The following is a 16,719-nucleotide window of genomic DNA, read 5'->3' as shown; positions in this document are numbered from 1 at the left end:
AGGAACGGCCCATGACCCAGCGCTTCGACGCCTACCGGCGCCTGGAACCGGACCCGCGAGCGCGGACGTTCGCCGCCGGCTTCGCCGCGACGCTGCACGACCCGCTCTGGTTCCTCGCCCGGCAGTGGCAACTCGGCGAGCACCAGGGGGAGAACGCCAGTACCCCCGTGGCGGTGGACCTGACGGCCGTCCACACGCCGATCCGGCCCGACCCCGGCAGCCCCGACCGCGACCCGACGGTGGTCCCGGCCGAGGCCATCGTGGAGGCCGAACCCGACGAGTGGTGGACGGTCGGCCGCCGCATCCGCGTGGGCGCGGTGCTCGCCGCGCGGGCCGCGGCGATCCTCGCCGGCGTCGGCACCGAGTACCGGCTGGCCGGTCCGCCGCCCCCGTACGCCGACTACGGCCGCAGGCTCCCCCCGCCGTACGGCCGTCTCGCGGGCGGCTTCGACGGCTGGGCCCTCTGGCGCGACCGTGCGCAACTCGGCCTCACCGACGCCGACTTCTCCGGGCTCGGCATCCCCGCCGCCCGGCCCGCGGACCACTGGCAGAGCGACGAACTGGTCCACGAAGCCGGATTTCCGGTCGGCGACCCGACCGTCGGCCGGCAGTTGCGGCTGCACCGCCACCGGGGCGGCCAGGTCGACTGGTTCGCCGCCGACGCCGAGACCGCCCCGCCCGCGGGTGGCGCTGGGGCTTCCGTCACGGCCGCGGACGCGGCCGACACGGTGTCCCAGGCGATCACCTGCTACCCGACCCAGCTCCAGTACCCGGGTGCGCCGTTGCCCCGCTGGTGGGAGATCGAGGACGCGGCCGTCGACATCGGCGGATACCCGCCCGACACCAGCCACTTCGCCACCGCCCTGCTGATCGACCTGATCGCCTCGCACAGCGACGACTGGTTCGTCCTCCCCGTCCCCGCCAAGGCCGGGCACCTGCTCACCGTCCACCAGCCCACCGTCACTGACGGGTTCGGGCGCACGTACCCGCTGGCCCCTCCCGACGACTGGTCGCTGTTCCGCAGCACCGGTCTCGACGACGACTCGCTGGTGGTCTGGCTACGCACCCTCACGCCCTTGGAAGGACCGGTCATCGAGCACGTCCTGCTCGGCCTGGACGAGTACAGCGACGTTCTGTGGGCCGTTGAACAGCAGGTCGCCGGGCACACCCTCGCGAGCCCCGACCGCACCCCGGCCGAGGAGGCCGCCAACCCGACGTTCGCGCTGGCCGACCGGGGCGGCGAACCCGGTGAGCGCCAGTGGTTCACGTATGTGCCGGGCCGCGGGCAGACCGCGTACTGGCATCCGTACGAGATCGACGACGTGCCGGGGACCGACGGCGTTCCGCGGCGTCGTTTCGTCCAGCGCAGGATGGCCGATCTGTCGCGCACCCGGCCGGAGTTGCTGCCCGCGCCCACCGCCGAACTGCTGCGGGTGCGCCAGGGCGCCACCGAGGTCGTCCACCAGATCGAGCCGGCCACCCTGCCGTCCATCGGCGTCGTCCTGGAACGCCGCTACCACTTCGCCCGCGACGCCCTCGGCCGCCCGCTGCTGTGGCGCTCCCGCCGCCGCACCCCCTCCCTCAACCCGCCTGGCACCACAATGCGCTTCGACGTCCTGGCCGAGGGCCGCGTCCCGGCACCGACGCCCCCGGCCACGTTCCAGGGTGGCCGCGCCTGGAGGTGAAGCCGTTCAGCCATCGTCTCTACCCGCTGACGTCCCGTAGGACATCCGCGGCCGCCTCGCGCAGGCCCTCCGCCGGGCTGGTGGTGGCGAGCAGGGCGACCGAGACCGCGCCGCCGGCGGCCGCCAGCAGTTCGGCCGTGAATCCCCGGGTGCTGCCGCCACGCCAGACGAGGGCGCCCTCGGGCCGGTCCAGCAGCACAGCTCCCGGGACGAAGCGGCGTCCCGGCCCCGCCGGGGCCGCATGGGCCGACAGCGCGCCGAGCGGACCGACTCCCTGCCCGAGCAGGTCGGCCAAGGCCACGGCGCTCGCCAGGTCGGCGGTCATGCCGCCGGCCGCGCGGTACGGATCCACCGTCTGTGTGACGGGGGCGAGCCGGTCGGCCACCAGCTCGTGTCCGTTGAGCGTCGCCGTCGCCGTCGCCGTCGCCGTCGGTGTCGGTCTGGACAGCACGGCGCCGTGGATGTGATGGCGGGCGAGGACCTCGCGGGCGGCATGGTCGGCGAACGGCTCACCGGTGCACTGTTCGACCAGCAGCCCGAGCAGTTCGTAGCCGACGTTGGAGTACGCCGGGCGGGAACCGGGCGCCCAGGCGAGGGTGATACGCGGGGCGGCCTCGGCCAGCGACCCGGCCTGCTGCAGCACGCTGCGGCGCACGGCAAGGTCCTTGCTCAGGCCGGCGCGGTGCAGCAGGAGCTCGGCGACGGTCGGCGGACGGTCGCCCGGGTCGGCGGGGACCAGCTCGGGGACCGTCAGGTAGTCCGTCAGCGGCGCCCGCAGGTCGATCACCCCGGCCTCGGCGAGCTGAAGGACGGCCAGGCCGGTGACCGTTTTGGCGACCGACCCCACGCGGAACACCGAGGTGGGGTCCAGGGGCTGGAACGTGCCCAGGTCGCCGGTGCCGAAGAACTCACGGTGCGCGGTGGCGCCGCGCACGTTGATCGCACAGGCCAAGCCGACGATCCGGCCGCTGTCCACGGCCTCCCGCAGCCGGTGGTGCACCCGCTCGGCCAGCGTGCCGGGCAGGTCGGATTCCCGTCGGTCGAGGCCGCGCAGCCGGTCGGCGAGTTGGTCCCAGGGGACAGCGCCGGACGCGGCCCGGCGGGGTGTGAAGCTCCGGATACGGTGCGGGGGCTCCTCCTCCACCGCAACATCCAGCTCCCACAGGTGCTCGCCGGCCCGCACCACGGCCCGGGCCGCGAACCGGCCGTGGCGCCGGCACTCGACGACACGCCGTGGGTGTTCGCCGAAGCCGGCCAGCCGCGGGTCGGCGGCGATCATCGTGGCCAGGTCACCGCGCGCGGTGAGCCGGGGAGCGAACGCAGCGCGCAGGTCACTGTCGCTCACCTGCCCGCCAAGTGCCGACAAGAGCCACTCCACGGTGTCGCGCAACACGGTGTCGGAAACCATGGCGGGCACCCTAGTGGGCGTCTGTGACATATCGCTTCCCCTTGCTCGGAGCTGTGAGACGGGGTCGGCGTACCTCCATACTTGCGGTCATGTCGATGAACGGCACCGCTGCCCACGGCCTGCACGGTGGGTTCATGCCTCCGCTTGTCGAGCGGGCCCTGGCGTCGGCTCAGCGTCACGCATTCGGTCATTCCTGCCGCCCCGAGCAGGGCAGGTTGCTTCAGGCCCTCGCCGGTGGCGCCCGGCGACGCATCGGTGAGACCGGCACCGGATGCGGGGTGGGCCTTGCCTGGCTGGCCAGTGGGGCGGCACCGGAAGTGGAGTTGTTCAGCGTGGAGCGGGACCCGGCGCGGGCCGGCGCAGCCGCCCACGTCTTCCGCGACGTGCCCCGGGTACACGTGATGTGCGCGGACTGGACGGAGATCTCCGCCCACGGACCGTACGACCTGCTCGTGCTCGACGGCGGCGGCCAGGCGAAAGGAGGCGGCGCAGCCGATCCCGAACGGCTCCTGATTCCGGGCGGGGTGCTGGTCATCGACGACTTCACTCCCTCGCGGACGTGGCCGCCCGCCTATGAGGGCCGCCCCGACACCGCCCGCCTGCACTGGCTGAACCATCCCGCCCTGCGGACGGTGGATCTCCCCCTCGCCGGAGACCTGAGCACGCTCGTCGCCGTCCGCCGCACGGATCGGCCGGGGGAGTTAAGTGCCCCTTGATCGCCGAGCGAACCGCATCCCAACCCGCGATCTCCAAACAGGTCGCTGTCGCTGCCGACCGGGCCGGGTCGGCAGCGACGGCGCGCTCCGGGCCGCTCTACCGGGAGTCGCCGGTGAACTGCGGGTCCTTCTTCTGGTTGTAGATCTCCTTGCCGGCTGCGTTGTAGGCGTGGACGTACGGGGTCGACATCGCGGAGAAGAACTGCGGGGTGGGCGACCCGGTGGAGAAGGCCGCCGTTGCGAAGAACGCGCCCCCGGCCATGACCGCCGGGTACTGCTTCGGGTCCTCGCCGTAGCTGACGGTGATCTTGGCGACCTGCGAGGTATAGTGCCCGGCGCCGAGCGAGAGGTAGTGCCCCTGGCCGGCCGGCTGGCCGACGGAGTCGAAGTACTCCACGACGTGACCGGTGCCCCACAGGCGGTCGTTGATGAATGTCGGCGGGTGGTCCTGGCTGCTGCCCCGCTCGCCCTTGGTCTGGCATTGCACGTACTGGCCGGCCGGGTCGACGGCGATGACCGCGCCGTCCCAGTCCTGGGAGGCGACCGGTGTACGAACGGCGATCACCGCGTGGAATCCCGAGGCGTCCGATCCCAGGCAGGAGGCCAGGATCCTGGCGACGGCCCCGGGCCCGATCGGGCTGGTGGTCGCGCTGGTGACGGTGAACGCGCCGGGAGCGGAGGCCCTAGGGGCTGAGGACGGCGTCGGCCCCGCCCCGGCCGAGGGAGCGACCCGGCTCGGGCTCGGGGACGCGGCGGCGTTGGTCACACCTCCGCCGTTGCCGGCCTGGGCGGACTCGGCGGCCCCCTGCCCGCCGAAGACGGTCACAGCCGCGACGCTGGCCGCCGCGACGCCGGCGGCGATGCTCAACGGCAGCCCCCACGTGCGCACGAGAGAGGGCTGCTTGTCCGCTGGATCGATCTTCATCAGTAGGTCCTCTCGGATCCGCCGGTGATGCGGCAGATCCCGGTCGAGAGGAGGCGCGGGAGTACCTTGCGGGTCCTTCATCGTGCGACCTCCTCCGTGGTGACGGGATGGTTCGAACTGGACGACGTTGCGACCGCTGTTCCGCGGGCGAGGTCGGCCCCGAGCCTGCGTCGTGCCCGGTGCAGCCGGGACTTCACGGTTCCCACCGCCACCCCCAGCGCCGTCGCGGCCGCCTGCTGATCCAGGCCCGACCACATGCACAACTCGACGACCTCGCGTTCGTGGCGCGGCAGACGGGCCAGTGCCAGGTGGATCTGCGACATGCGGCGCTCGTCGTCGACCAGGGCCGCGACCCGGTCGGCGTGGTCGCCCACCGGCTCGTCATGCGAGATCAGCCGGTACAGCAGCGCCTCGGCCCGTCGCAGCCGCCGTCTGGTGTTCGACAACAGGCCCTGGGCGATCCCCAGCAGCCATGGCAGGGCCGAGTCGCGGTCCAGCACGATCTCCGACCGCCGACGCCACGCGTGAAGGAACACCGCCGACGTGAGATCCTCGGCCTCCGACCAGTCGGCCGTCCGCCGGAACAGGTGGTTGTAGACGGTCCTCGCATGACGGTCGAAGATCCGGCCGAACGCCTCCCGATCGCCATTCACCGCCCGCGTCCACAACACCCGGTCGGATATCGCTCCCACGGCCGCCGCGGAACCAACGTCGTTCACTTCCATGCCCAGTATGTGTCCGGCACCCGGCCGAAGGTTCCCGCTCGGCACGCGCTCTTTCATGGCTGGTCCGGTGGGCCCTGCGGTGGCCGTTGCTCGCGCTCGCCGGCCTCCAAGCCGCCGGCCGATGCGGCCCCTTGTCCGGCCTGGCAGCGCGGGGAACTGAGCCCGTTCGTCCAGCGGTTCGCTCTGCGCGACGGCGGCACACACTGTTCGCAGTCCCCAACTCAGCCTAAAATTCTGTGAGTTCGACGAGGGGGGCGGATGGTCGCGAACTGGGTCGTGCTCGTTGCCTTGTTCTGTTGGTTGGCCTGGGGCCTCTTCGTGAACGTCCGCCGAGTTGTGCACCGGCGACGGCTACCGGAGCTCTCGGTCACGGCGGAACAGCTGGAGATGTTTCAAGGGCAGGCGTTCCGGGAGATCTGCCGACGGTCCGCGGTCCAGGGAACGCGCGTGGTCATGACGGAGTACTTCGCTCAGCAGGGATGGAACAGGGCGGACGTCATGCACATCATGAGAGAACCGCTCAAGCACGAACTGATCAAGGTCAGAGGCTGGCGGTTCGGCAGCTACAGCGTGACTCCCCGGGGCTGGGACGAATACCGAAGCAGGTTCATCTGGATGAAGGGAGACGGAGCAGTGCGTATCTCCGCGGACAGAGGCGGCTTCGTCGTGGCCGTCGTGAACAGTGACCACGGGAGCGCTCATGGCGGATACGGCAATCGCGCGGACGTCTCCCACCAGCGGCTGATCGATGCCCTGCGCACGGACGCGGCCACCGCAACGCCTCATGAGGCGGCACGGGCCCAGGACTACGCCGACGATCTGAGCTCGGCCGTCGAGGAGCAGAACGCCGACAGGACATCCCGCATCCTCGGAAGGATCAACGCCCTGCTCTCCACGGCCACGACCGCCTTCACCCTGACCCGTCAGCTCCTTCCGCCCCACGGGTAGGGGAACCCTCACCGGACTCCCAGGTGGTCTGCTACCGGAAGCGGCGACACCGCCCCGCCCCAGCTCCGGCCGGGGCGGCCCGGACCCTCAGGTCGTGCGGCGGAACGCGCCCCGATAGGCGCTCGGGCGGCTTCCGGTATGGGAGGTCCGCGCGTCGTCGACGAGCGCCAGCCGTGCGGTGGCGCGGGCGACCCCGGCCCCGTTGTGCCGGCGGATCAGGTCCAGGGCGAAGTCGTACATGGCGCTGAACGCGGCGGTCGTCGTCACCCCCGTGTCGGTGACGACGAGATGCTCGGGCCGCACGTCGGTGTTCGGGCATCGTCTGGCCAGTTCCGCGGCGTGCAGCCAGGAGGTGGTGGCCCGGCGCCGGTCGAGGAGACCCGCCTGGGCGAGCAGGAAGGAGCCGACGCAGAGGGAGACGACAGCGGTGCCGGTGGCCGCCTGTGCCCGGATCGCCGCGATCTCGGGCGCGAGCCGGGCGAGTTGAGCGTCGAGGTCGGTGTCGGGGGCGAGTTCGAAGCCGGGCACGACGAGGACGTCCACCTCGCGCACCGGACGCACGTCCAGACGCGTGCCGCCCGAGGCGGTGACCCGTCGGCGGGGCGAGACGATCGACACCTGGTACCCCGTCGGCGCGTCCGGTCCGGCGACATGCCCGGCCATCGTCAACAGATCGGGGACACCGAACACTTCGGACGCGAAACAGCCCGGGTACGCCAGGACCCCCACCCGCAGCGCGTCCGGCTCGGCCGCCGCGTGCTCCGCCTGCCGCGCCGCCGTCATCACTCCGCACCCCCTGGCGTCCTCGGCCCCCCGGGTCGTCGGTCCGCGTAGCGCTCACCTGGATCGCGTACGTGTGGCGAGATTACCCCTCTCCCTGGCGCTCCCGCCCCTCGCCCGGCGGCCTGCCACGCGACGAGGCTGGGCCCATGAGGAACGACGATCCGATCTCCGCCGACGATCCGATCTCCGACTTCGCCCGCCGCGGCGTAGACGTGGGCGGCGTGGAGAAGACGGTGCATGTGGCCGGGACCGGGCCCGCGGTCGTGGTGCTGCCCGAGATGCCGGGCATCAGTCCCGACGTGCTGCGGCTCGCGCGCTGGGTGCGGGACGCGGGCTTCACGGTGCATGTGCCGTCACTGTTCGGCACCGACGGCCTCTTCCCCACGGCGGAGGGCGGCCGTGAGGTCGTCCGCCGCGCCTGCGTCAGCGCGGAGTTCCGCGCCTTCGCCGGGGGCGGGACCAGCCCGGTGACAGTGTGGCTGCGCGGCCTGGCGCGACAGGCCCACGCCGCGTGCGGCGGTCCCGGAGTGGGCGTGATCGGCCTGTGCTTCACCGGGAACTTCGCCCTCACCATGGCCCTGGAGCCGGCGGTGATCGCCCCGGTGGTCAACCACCCGTCACTGCCGCTCGACGATCCCGGCGGACTGGAACTCGACCCGGCGGACGCCCGAGCCGTGCGCGACCGGCTCGACCGCGACGGACTCACCGTCCTGGCCTACCGATTCGAGGGCGACCGCTGGTGCACCGGGCAGCGCTTCGCCGCCTACCGTGCGCTGCTCGGCGACGCCTTCGACGGGCGGGTCCTCCCCGACAGCGCCGCAAATGCGGCCCCGCCACCCTTCTTCGCCGACGTGGTCGGCACCCCGCACAGCGTCGTCACCGCCCACTTCGTCGACGAGGCCGGCCACCCCACGGTCCGCGCCCGCGACGAGATCCTCGCCTTCCTCACCGACCGCCTGCAGCCGCACCGGAACCGACCGGCGACCAGGACGTGTGCTGAAAGCACGGACGGGCCGGGCGGCGTGATGCCCCGGTCCGGCCCGTCCGCGCTCCGCTAAAGGTCGAGCTGATGCTCGTGGGCCGTGTGCGTGGGTGCGTAGCCGAGACCGTCGTTGATCTGTCTCATGTGTGTGTTGCTGTCGGCGGTGTCGGTCAGGAGGCCGCCGAGATCCGGATAGTCCCGATGGGCCTGCCGGATCGACTCGGCCTTCATCCATCGGCCGAGGCCGTGTCCACGGTGCTCGGGCAGTACACCGGTGCCGTAGTGCTGGCCGTCACCTTCGCCGTTGCCGGGGACGACGAGTTCGGTGAACCCGGCGATCGAGCCGTCGGAGGCGTCGACGGCGACGACGGTGTGCAGGTGGTCGCCGCGCTGTTCGACGGCCTTCGCCGCGGCCCGCATGCGGTCCACGTCCCAGGTCACGGTGCCGTAGTCCGTGTCGTCCATGGGCATGTCGTCCATGGCGCGGCGCGAGGCGGCGAACGTCTCGGCGAGGTCGTCGGGGGCGGTTCCGCGCCAGGACATCAGCCGGTAGCCGGGATGCGGACGCTCGATGATCTCGGCGAGGCCGGCGGTGTCCACCTCAGCCAGTGGCAAGCGGGTGAACCTCAAGGTGAGGACCTTCCGGAAACCGCGCGCCGCCAGGAAGTGGTCGCCCGGCGATCCGGCTTCTGCCTGCGCGACGACGCAGCGTCTCGCGTTGTCCCGGGCGGTGGCCACGGCGCTGTCGAGGAGCCGGGAGCCGACGCCCTTGCGGCGCTCCGCGGGATGAACACGGAGGTCGAGCTCGGCCAGGTGCTCCTGTCCGCCGTCGAACAGGCGCAGAAAGGCCGTCCCGACAGGGATGGAATCCGCGTCCGACGCCAACCAGGCGAGACGTCGGCCGCGCGGCCCGTGAGCGGGGTCGGTCAGTGGGGTGATGCGAAGGGACAAGGTGTCTCCGTCGTGAGGAGGTGGCATGGGTCAGTACGCGAGCTCAACTCCTGGGCACTCCTGCGCATGTGCTCCACACCTCCTCGTCGACGGCGCCGGCCTGCACTGCAGGCGGCCCGGTGAACCTAGTGGGCCGATCGGCTCCCGGGCAACGGGTTAATGCCATCGCCGTGTGGTCCAGCGTCACCTTCGCCATAACAGGTGGTGGGTCACGCCGCTCGGGCTGGGCACGACCTCCAGGTGGAACCGGTCGAGCAGCTCGTCGGGGGAGTCCCACAGCCGTCGTCCTGCCCCGAGCTTCACCGGCGAGACCGCCACATGCAGGGTGTCGACGAGGTCGGCGTCGAGGAACTGCCGGATGGTGGTGACCCCGCCGCCGAGCCGGACGTCCTTGCCCTGCGCCGCTTCCCGCGCCTGTCGGAGGACCGTGGCCGGGTCCCCGTCGACGAAGTGGAACGTGGTGTCGGCGAGCGTGAACGACGGACGCGGGTGGTGGGTGATGACGAACACCGGGGTGCGGAAGGGGGGCTCCTGGCCCCACCAGCCGCGCCACTCGTGGTCCTGCCAGGGCCCGCGCTGGGGCCCGAACTTGTTGCGGCCCATGATCTCGGCACCGATGTCGCGCGCGAAGTCCCGTGTGAAGTAGTCGTCGAGGCCCCGGCTCCCGCCGGGATCCGTGCGCATGGGCCAACTCGCCGTGGCCCCGGCCCAGGCGAACAGCCTCTCGGGATGCTCGTAGCCGAACGGCCTCTCGAGACTCTGGTGCTCGCCGGCGCCCATTCCGTCACTCGAGACGTTGAAATTCATGACTCTCAGCAGCTGATCCACGTGTTTCCTCGCCAAATCCTGTCGCGTCATCGTGCGGCGAGGCGCCGCACAGCAAGACGTCGAACGGGACACGGCCGGATCGACAGCGGCCCGCAGATTTCTTCCACGGCGCGTCAGGTGGTTCGCCCGGGTGCCCTGCTCCTCGCGTTCACGTCGTCGGAGCGTCGCCGAAGTCGGGGATGGCGAGCCGCGTCCCACCGTGCAGTGCGGACTCGTGCGCGATGATCCCGGGCAGGGTGTAGCGCGCCGCGACCCAGGCGTTGACCGGCGGTACGGAACCAGTGGCGACCGCGGTCACGAAGTCGTCCGCCAGGAAGTGGTGGCTGCCCTCGTGCCCGTTGGACACGTTCGCGAACTCCCTCGGCAGGCGCGTCCGGTCGTGCACGGGCGCCGACCCGGAGGTGAAGGCGTCCCGCAGGGCCGGGGCGACATGGGTGAGCGACGGGTCGTCCGCGGAGAGCGTGGGACGCGGCCGCAGCAGTTCGCTGACGTCCTCGACCCCCTTCCTGTCCTGCCAGAGACTGACGGTCGCGAGTTGTTCCAGGCTCCCGTCGGTCCCGAAGTAACGGAACCGGGACTCGCGGATGTGCGAGGGATATCCGACCCGCCGGAACTCGTTCGTGCGGAACGATCCGCCGCCCGCCACCTCGAACAGTGCGGTGGCGTTCGAGAAGTCGTTGCCGAACTGGCTGATCTCCTTGTCGAACACCCCGTCTCCGCGGGTGTCGGTGACGCCGATCGCGGAGACGCTCACCGCGTGGGTGTCCCACGCGCCGAGAACGCCGCCCACGGAGTGCGTCGGGTAGAGCAGCGGCGGGTAGCTGGCGGTGGCCTTCCAGTTCTCTCCGCCGCTGTAGCGGTACGCGTCGTAGAAGCCGAGGTCCATGTCGTGCACGTAGTCGCCCTCGGCGTAGAAGAGGCGGCCGAAGGCCCCTTCGGCGATGCGGTCGCGGGCGTAGACGGTGGCCGGGTTGTAGTGACTGGTCTCGCCCATCATGTACGTCAGACCGGTTTCCCGTACGGCGGTGATGATGGCGTCGATCTCCTCCTGGCTGACCGCCATCGGCACCGCCGAGTAGACGTGCTTCCCGGCCCGCAGGGCCCGGACGACGAGCGGGCCGTGCGTCCAGCGCTGCGTGAAGACGGCGACCGCGTCGACGTCCGATGCGAGCATGGCCTCGTAGGACGGCAGGGTTCCGGCGAGGTCGTACTCGGTGGCGAGCCGCGCCGCGCGGTCCGGCAGCAGGTCGGTGACCAGGATGTCACCGACCCCCGGGTGCAGGCGCCAGAGCTTGGCGAACTGACCGGCGAACTGACCGGCCCCCACTATGCCGAGAGAAAACACGGAGAACTCCTCATCGTGGGCGCGGAGGGACGAACCGGCCCCACCCCGCGGACAGGTGGCCGCCGCGGCCGGCATCGGCTGCGGGCGGCGTGCGTGGACCTCACCGACGATAGGAGCCTATGATCTGGCAAGTCTTCATCGAACAGAGCGAGAACTTCGTGGATCCTCAGCTTCCTCGGCTGGAACCGTCGAGCCTCGTGGGCTGGTCGGGGAGACCCGAGCTCATGGGTGCCCCGCATCAGCACGACGATCTGGAGATCAACCTGGTGGCCGAGGGCGGCACCATGCTCTACCTGTTCGGTGGCGAACCCCTCGAAGTCGGGCCGGGGAGCGTGGCCGCGTTCTGGGCCGCGGTGCCGCATCAGCTCGCGGCCAACTCCGCGACCCGCGTGCACTGGGTGTACGTGCCCTTCGCGACGTTTCTGGGGTGGGGGCTGCCGGACTCGCTGGTCAGCCGTCTCCTGTCCGGCACACCTCTGGTCTCCGCCCCGTCGGCCGCCCTGGCAACCGACCCCGGGAACTTCGTCCAGTGGGCCGCCGACTTCGCCAGCGACCAGCCGGAACGTCATCAGATCGCGATGCTGGAAGTCGAAGCCAGAATCCGCCGGCTCGCCCTGACGCAGCTGGGCGAACCGGCCCACCGGTACACCGGGGACGACCCCGCTCTGCGTCGGGTCCTTGGCATGGTGCGGCACATCGCCGAGCACTTCCGCGAGCCCCTCACCGTCGCCGACATCGCCGACGCCGTACAACTGCACCCGAACTACGCGATGGCCCAGTTCCGCAAGGTCGTGTGCACGACGGTCGTCGACTACCTGACGCAGTTCCGCCTCGCCGAGGCACGCCGGCTGCTGGTCACCACCGACCTCCCCGTCAACGATGTCGCCGCGGCGGCCGGTTTCGGCTCGGTCAGCCGGTTCTACACGGCCTTCACTCCGGTCTGTGGCATGCCCCCGGCCACCTTCCGCCGTGAGTACCGGGGACAGGCACGCCCGGACCTCGACCGAGGGCGGGAGCCGGACGGACGTTGACGTCCGTCGTCCCGCACCCGGCTGTCACCCCTTGCCCGCGTAGCCCCACAGCTGTGCGGAGTCGGCGGGGTCGCAGGCGGTCACCTTCGCGGAGCTCGTCGGGACCACCTCCATGCACTGGGAGTACGTGGTGCTCTCCAGCGTGCTGCCCGAGGACTTCGTGCTGCCGATCCGCCAGTACTGGCCGGAGTTCGATCCGCACGCGTCCATGTTGATCCAGCCGCTCGCCATGAACGCGGTGAGGCAGCTGCCGCTGCCCTTGTTGATCACCCTGAACGTGCCGTTCGGCCCGGGCGAGAAGGTCCACTGCGCGTAGGAGCCGTTCGTCGCGGAACACGACCTGTTCACGGCGTACGAGCCGGGACTGCCACTGCTGGTGTCCTGTTCGAGACAGCTGCCGTCGGACGCGTCCCTGATCCGGTACGTCCCCGCGGAACCGATCCTTGTCGTGCTGCCGCTCCCACCGCTCGACCCGCCCGAGGACGAGCCGCCCGAGGACGAGGACGACCCCCCGGTGGACGACGTCCCGCCTCCGGAGGTCCCCCCGCTCGTGCGGCTCGAACCGCCGGAGCCGCCGGACCCCCCGGACGCTGAACCGCCGCCGCCCGCCGGCCCCGCAACCGGCTGCTTCGCGCCCGAATCCGGCTTCGCCCCTTTCCCGGCGGAGTGCGCCGAGGCGGACGCGGACACCGGGTGGCTCGACCGCGCCGGCGACGCCGATTTGCCGGAGGACGGCGAGGTCGACAGCACGACCGAGGGGGTGTCGGACGCTTTCCCGTCGGTGGACGAGGACGTGTCCGGCAGGAGGGCGACGACGGTCATCCCGCCCGCCGCCAGGACGATCGGCACGATGACGGGGAACCTGAGGACGCGCCGCCTGCGCTCCTCAGGGCGGCGCCCGCTCTTCGCGGACTCGCCCCCGCCTGCCGCGGCTTCGGCGCCAGGCGGCTCCTTGGCCCCGCCCGCCTCCCCGGCCACCGCGCCGCCGGACTGCCCGGCCGCCGCGCCTTCGCCCGCCGCAAGGCCCGCCGCGACAGGGGCGGGAGACCGCAACGCGACGGTGGAAGGACGGAGTTCGTCGAGCGCGGGCACCTCTGCGGCGAACGCGGCCCGCCGCCCCAGTTGTTCGGCGACCGTCGTCGGCCAGACCGCACCGGCGGCCTCGGGGCCTTCGGCGCAGCGTTCGAGCAGTTCCGCCGCGGTGGGCCGGGCGGAGGGGGACTTGTCGAGGCAGGCGGCGACGATGGCGGCCAGGTCCGGGTCGAACTCGCGCAGTCCGTCGAAGTCGGGCTCGCTGTGCACGATCCGGTAGAGCACGTCGAGGCCGGAGCCCGAGCCGAAGGGCGATGCGCCGGTCGCCGCGAAGAAGAGCAGGCTGCCGAGCGCGAACACGTCCGCAGCGGCACTCAACTCCTTCTGCCCCTGGGCCTGTTCCGGCGCCATGTACTCGGGCGTGCCCAGCACCATGCCGGTCCTGGTGAGCCGGCTCTGGTCGGCGGCCCGCGCGATGCCGAAGTCGATGAGGGCGAGCCCGTCCAGCGTGATCATCACGTTGGACGGCTTGACGTCCCGGTGCAGCATGTCCAGGGCGTGCAAGGCCCGCAGCCGACCGGCCAGTTCGCGCAGCAGGTACCACAACGCCGCTGTGGGCAACGGCCTGTCCTGCAGACGGACGGCCTCGGTCAGGGTGAGGCCGGGGATGTACTCGGTGGCGAACCACGGCGGGTTCTCGGTGCGGCCGGTCTCCAGCAGCGGGACGCTCACACCCGCCGGAAGCCGGGCCAGGTTGTCGAGCTCGTGGTTGAAGTGCCGCAGGAAGTCGGGGTCTTGGGCGAGCACCGGAAGGACCCGCTTGACCGCGGCGTAGCGGCCCTCCGCGACCCCGAGGTAGACCCGGCCCATTCCGCCCGCGCCGAGCAGCCCGACGAGGGGGTACGGTCCGATCTGCCGCGGGTCCTCCACGGTCAGCGGCGTCGCTCCGCTCCCGTCCAGGTCGACGTCGTGGTTCCCGTCCTGCCCCCCGTGCACAACCATGCGTGCACGCTATCCGAGTCGGCCCGGGGCCATCCATCGCGTACCTGCCGCCCCACCGGACTTGTTACGACACTCGCACACAGTCCGCCGGAGCACGAGCCGGCAGCGCCCTTTTCCTCCGCCTTCGTGGTCTATCGCACCCCCACATCACATCGCCCGTCGCGGTCACCGAACGACGCGGTAGGAGAGGTGGGTCGCCGCCGGGGTCGCTGTCACCTGGGTGCGTTCGAGGGTGACCGAGGAGTCGAGCACGCCGAACAACGGCGTACCGCCGCCGATCAGGACCGGGATCACGTGCACGCGGATCTCGTCGACCAGGCCGAGCGGCAGCGCCTGCTGCATGACGGTGGCGCCGTGCAGCCCGACGACCTTGTCGCCCGCCGCCTTCTTCGCCTGCTCGATCGCGCCGACCACCCCGTCGGTGACGAAGGCGAACACAGGTGGGTACGGCCTGGCCGGCGCCTGGTGGGTGACCACGAAACACGGGACGTCGCCCATCGGGCCGCCCTGACCCCAACCGCCCTCTCCCTCGTTCTTCTCAAAGGACGTGCGGCCCATCACCACCGCGGCCCAGTCCTCGACCACCTGCTCCAGGATGGCCCGGTCCTCGTCGGTCGCCTGGTCGGACATCCACTGGTGCAGCATCCCGGCACCGTCGCCGAACGGGTTCTCGCGGCTGTCGTTCGGCCCGGTGACGTATCCATCGAGCGAGATGGACATGTCGCAGATCACTCGTGCCATGGGGGGCTCTCCCTCGGTCGGTGCTACGGATTCACGGCGTGTGCTGGGTACGACTCGGCGCGCCCGCCGAACTCATCGCTGCGGCGCGGTAGTCCATGCCTCCGGTGCGACCCGGCACCGCCCTGCGTGGTTGGGAGAGGTCCGTGGGGCGAGAACAAGGGGAGATTCAGCGGCCGATGGCGTCCAGCTCGGTCACGTCCTCGTGGGACAGGGCGAGTCCGGCCCCGGTGATGTTCTCGCGCAGGTGCGCCACCGACGACGTGCCGGGAATGGGCAGGATGTTCGGTGACCGCTGCAGCAGCCAGGCCAGTGCGACAGACATGGGGGCCGTCCCCAGCCGAGCGGCGACCGCCGAAAGTGCCGAGGACTGGAGGGGGGTGAAGCCGCCGAGAGGGAAGAAGGGCACGTAGGCGACTCCATCGGCGGCAAGCCGGTCGATGAGCTTGTCGTCGTGGCGGTGGGCGAGGTTGTACATGTTCTGCACGCACACGATCGGCGCGATGCTCCGCGCCTCGGTGACCTGCTCCTCGGTGGCGTTGCTGACCCCGAGATGGCGGATCAGGCCCTGCTGCCGGAGTTCGGCGAGCGTCTCGAAGGCCTCGGCGAGCGAGCCGGGCTGCGGGCCTTCGGCGTTGCCCAGCCGCAGGTTGACCAGGTCGAGTACGTCGAGCCCGAGGGATTCCAGATTCTCGTGGACCTGGCGGCGCAGGTCTTCGGGGCGCCGGGCCGTGGGCCAGCCGCCCTGCGCGTCGCGGGTCGCGGGTCGCGCCCACCTTGGTCACGATGTGCAGCGACTCGGGGTAGGGGTGCAGTGCCGCGCGGATCAACTCGTTGGTGATGCGCGGCCCATAGGCCTCGCTGGTGTCGATGTGGGTGACACCGAGATCGACCGCCGCGCGCAGAACCGCCAGGGCACCCTCGCGATCGGCCGGAGGCCCCATCACCCACGGGCCGGCCAGTTGCATGGCGCCGTAGCCGAACCGGGTGACGATCAGGTCACCCAGAGTCCAGGTGCCGCCGGGGAGGGAGGGGGAGGTCGTGCTCATCATGTCGCCTTTCGTAGCGCCCTTGTGCGGGGAGGCCGCCTGCTGCCTCCCCGCATCAGCATCGGAGGGACACTTCCTGTCGGGAAGTAGGCACTTCGGAGTGCCTAAGCCACCCATCGGTGAGAGGTGCGATCAGTGACGACGATGAAGGCGGCTCAGAAGAGGGCTCAGGCCAAGGTGGAGTACAACGCCTTCCTCGCCGAATGCCCGAGCCGGCAACTGCTCGACCGGATCTCGGACAAGTGGGTCGTCCTGATCCTGTGCGCGCTCAGCGGCGACAACGGGCCCGGCCCCCTCGGTGCGGCACCCGCGCATGCTCCGAAGGCGATGCGCTACTCCGAGATCGCTCGTGTTCTGGCCGGTGCCAGCCAGAAGATGCTGACCCAGACACTGCGATCGCTGGAACACGATGGGCTGCTCACCCGCACCGTGACGCCGACCGTCCCCGTCACCGTCTCCTACGAGCTGACCGATCTCGGCCGCTCGCTGCACCACATGACGCGCGGGCTCAGGAACTGGGCGCAGACACACATGGCCGAGGTGCTCGCCAACCGCGAGAACTCGGCTTGAG

General features: G+C 71.3%; 15 protein-coding genes and 1 pseudogene. 6 read left to right on the top strand and 10 right to left on the bottom strand.

The features are described from left to right. Positions 1-11: 11 nt before the first annotated feature. A complete protein-coding gene (locus K7862_RS06815; protein ID WP_222961496.1) occupies positions 12-1,685 on the top strand; it encodes a hypothetical protein in 1,674 nt (557 codons plus the stop codon). A 19-nt stretch (positions 1,686-1,704) separates the two neighbouring features. On the opposite strand, the gene K7862_RS06810 is transcribed toward K7862_RS06815, so the two are convergent. Continuing rightward, positions 1,705-3,093 carry a serine hydrolase domain-containing protein gene (locus K7862_RS06810; protein ID WP_222961495.1) on the bottom strand — a complete coding sequence of 463 codons (1,389 nt, stop codon included), beginning with the start codon at positions 3,091-3,093 and terminating at the stop codon, positions 1,705-1,707. An 89-nt stretch (positions 3,094-3,182) separates the two neighbouring features. On the opposite strand from K7862_RS06810, the gene K7862_RS06805 reads away from it, so the two are divergent. Beyond that, on the top strand, positions 3,183-3,809 hold the full coding sequence (locus K7862_RS06805; protein ID WP_222961494.1) for an O-methyltransferase: 627 nt from the start codon (positions 3,183-3,185) through the stop codon (positions 3,807-3,809). 97 nt (positions 3,810-3,906) lie between these two features. Here K7862_RS06805 and K7862_RS06800 read toward each other — a convergent pair whose 3' ends face one another. Both K7862_RS06800 and K7862_RS06795 read right to left on the bottom strand, forming a co-directional pair. Further along, complete coding sequence (locus K7862_RS06800) at positions 3,907-4,734, bottom strand: RodZ family helix-turn-helix domain-containing protein (protein ID WP_222961493.1); 828 nt, start codon at positions 4,732-4,734, stop codon at positions 3,907-3,909. Between the two features lie 77 nt (positions 4,735-4,811). Then, on the bottom strand, positions 4,812-5,459 hold the full coding sequence (locus K7862_RS06795; RefSeq protein WP_222961492.1) for an RNA polymerase sigma factor: 648 nt from the start codon (positions 5,457-5,459) through the stop codon (positions 4,812-4,814). A 258-nt stretch (positions 5,460-5,717) separates the two neighbouring features. On the opposite strand from K7862_RS06795, the gene K7862_RS06790 reads away from it, so the two are divergent. Next, on the top strand, positions 5,718-6,407 hold the full coding sequence (locus tag K7862_RS06790; protein ID WP_222961491.1) for a hypothetical protein: 690 nt from the start codon (positions 5,718-5,720) through the stop codon (positions 6,405-6,407). Between the two features lie 87 nt (positions 6,408-6,494). On the opposite strand, the gene K7862_RS06785 is transcribed toward K7862_RS06790, so the two are convergent. Then, on the bottom strand, positions 6,495-7,190 hold the full coding sequence (locus tag K7862_RS06785; RefSeq protein ID WP_262412761.1) for a DJ-1/PfpI family protein: 696 nt from the start codon (positions 7,188-7,190) through the stop codon (positions 6,495-6,497). Between the two features lie 146 nt (positions 7,191-7,336). Between K7862_RS06785 and K7862_RS06780 the strand changes: the two genes are divergently transcribed. Beyond that, the gene (locus K7862_RS06780) at positions 7,337-8,248 is read left to right on the top strand and encodes a dienelactone hydrolase family protein (RefSeq protein WP_262412760.1); all 912 of its coding nucleotides are present in this window, start codon (positions 7,337-7,339) and stop codon (positions 8,246-8,248) included. Here K7862_RS06780 and K7862_RS06775 read toward each other — a convergent pair. The 3 genes from K7862_RS06775 to K7862_RS06765 all read right to left on the bottom strand — a co-directional run bounded on the left by K7862_RS06775 (position 8,245) and on the right by K7862_RS06765 (position 11,296). Beyond that, positions 8,245-9,123 (bottom strand): GNAT family N-acetyltransferase, encoded by an 879-nt coding sequence (locus K7862_RS06775; RefSeq protein ID WP_222961490.1) that lies wholly within the window; start codon positions 9,121-9,123, stop codon positions 8,245-8,247. The two genes, K7862_RS06780 and K7862_RS06775, sit on opposite strands and share 4 nt — an antisense overlap. A 183-nt stretch (positions 9,124-9,306) precedes the next feature. Next, positions 9,307-9,951 (bottom strand): dihydrofolate reductase family protein, encoded by a 645-nt coding sequence (locus K7862_RS06770; RefSeq protein WP_222961489.1) that lies wholly within the window; start codon positions 9,949-9,951, stop codon positions 9,307-9,309. A 148-nt stretch (positions 9,952-10,099) separates the two neighbouring features. Next, the gene (locus K7862_RS06765) at positions 10,100-11,296 is read right to left on the bottom strand and encodes a Gfo/Idh/MocA family protein (RefSeq protein ID WP_308011883.1); all 1,197 of its coding nucleotides are present in this window, start codon (positions 11,294-11,296) and stop codon (positions 10,100-10,102) included. Positions 11,297-11,415: 119 nt separating this feature from the next. Between K7862_RS06765 and K7862_RS06760 the strand changes: the two genes are divergently transcribed. Next, positions 11,416-12,327 (top strand): helix-turn-helix domain-containing protein, encoded by a 912-nt coding sequence (locus K7862_RS06760; protein ID WP_222961487.1) that lies wholly within the window; start codon positions 11,416-11,418, stop codon positions 12,325-12,327. A 24-nt stretch (positions 12,328-12,351) separates the two neighbouring features. Here the strand turns inward: K7862_RS06760 and K7862_RS06755 are convergent, their stop codons facing one another. From K7862_RS06755 to K7862_RS06745, 3 genes and pseudogenes are all read right to left on the bottom strand, one after another. Then, on the bottom strand, positions 12,352-14,361 hold the full coding sequence (locus K7862_RS06755; RefSeq protein ID WP_222961486.1) for a serine/threonine-protein kinase: 2,010 nt from the start codon (positions 14,359-14,361) through the stop codon (positions 12,352-12,354). 165 nt (positions 14,362-14,526) lie between these two features. Continuing rightward, on the bottom strand, positions 14,527-15,102 hold the full coding sequence (locus tag K7862_RS06750; RefSeq protein ID WP_222961485.1) for a dihydrofolate reductase family protein: 576 nt from the start codon (positions 15,100-15,102) through the stop codon (positions 14,527-14,529). Positions 15,103-15,268: 166 nt separating this feature from the next. Next, positions 15,269-16,148 (bottom strand): annotated as a pseudogene (locus K7862_RS06745) (aldo/keto reductase family oxidoreductase). A 144-nt stretch (positions 16,149-16,292) separates the two neighbouring features. On the opposite strand from K7862_RS06745, the gene K7862_RS06740 reads away from it, so the two are divergent. Further along, positions 16,293-16,718 carry a winged helix-turn-helix transcriptional regulator gene (locus K7862_RS06740; protein ID WP_222961568.1) on the top strand — a complete coding sequence of 142 codons (426 nt, stop codon included), beginning with the start codon at positions 16,293-16,295 and terminating at the stop codon, positions 16,716-16,718. The last annotated feature ends 1 nt before the right edge of the window (position 16,719 follow it).

The organism is Actinacidiphila acidipaludis, assembly GCF_019890725.1.
GTDB classification, from domain to species: Bacteria; Actinomycetota; Actinomycetes; order Streptomycetales; family Streptomycetaceae; genus Actinacidiphila; species Actinacidiphila acidipaludis.
The sequence above is the reverse complement of the archived record's forward strand: the minus strand, read 5'-3'. Positions and strand labels throughout refer to the sequence as shown.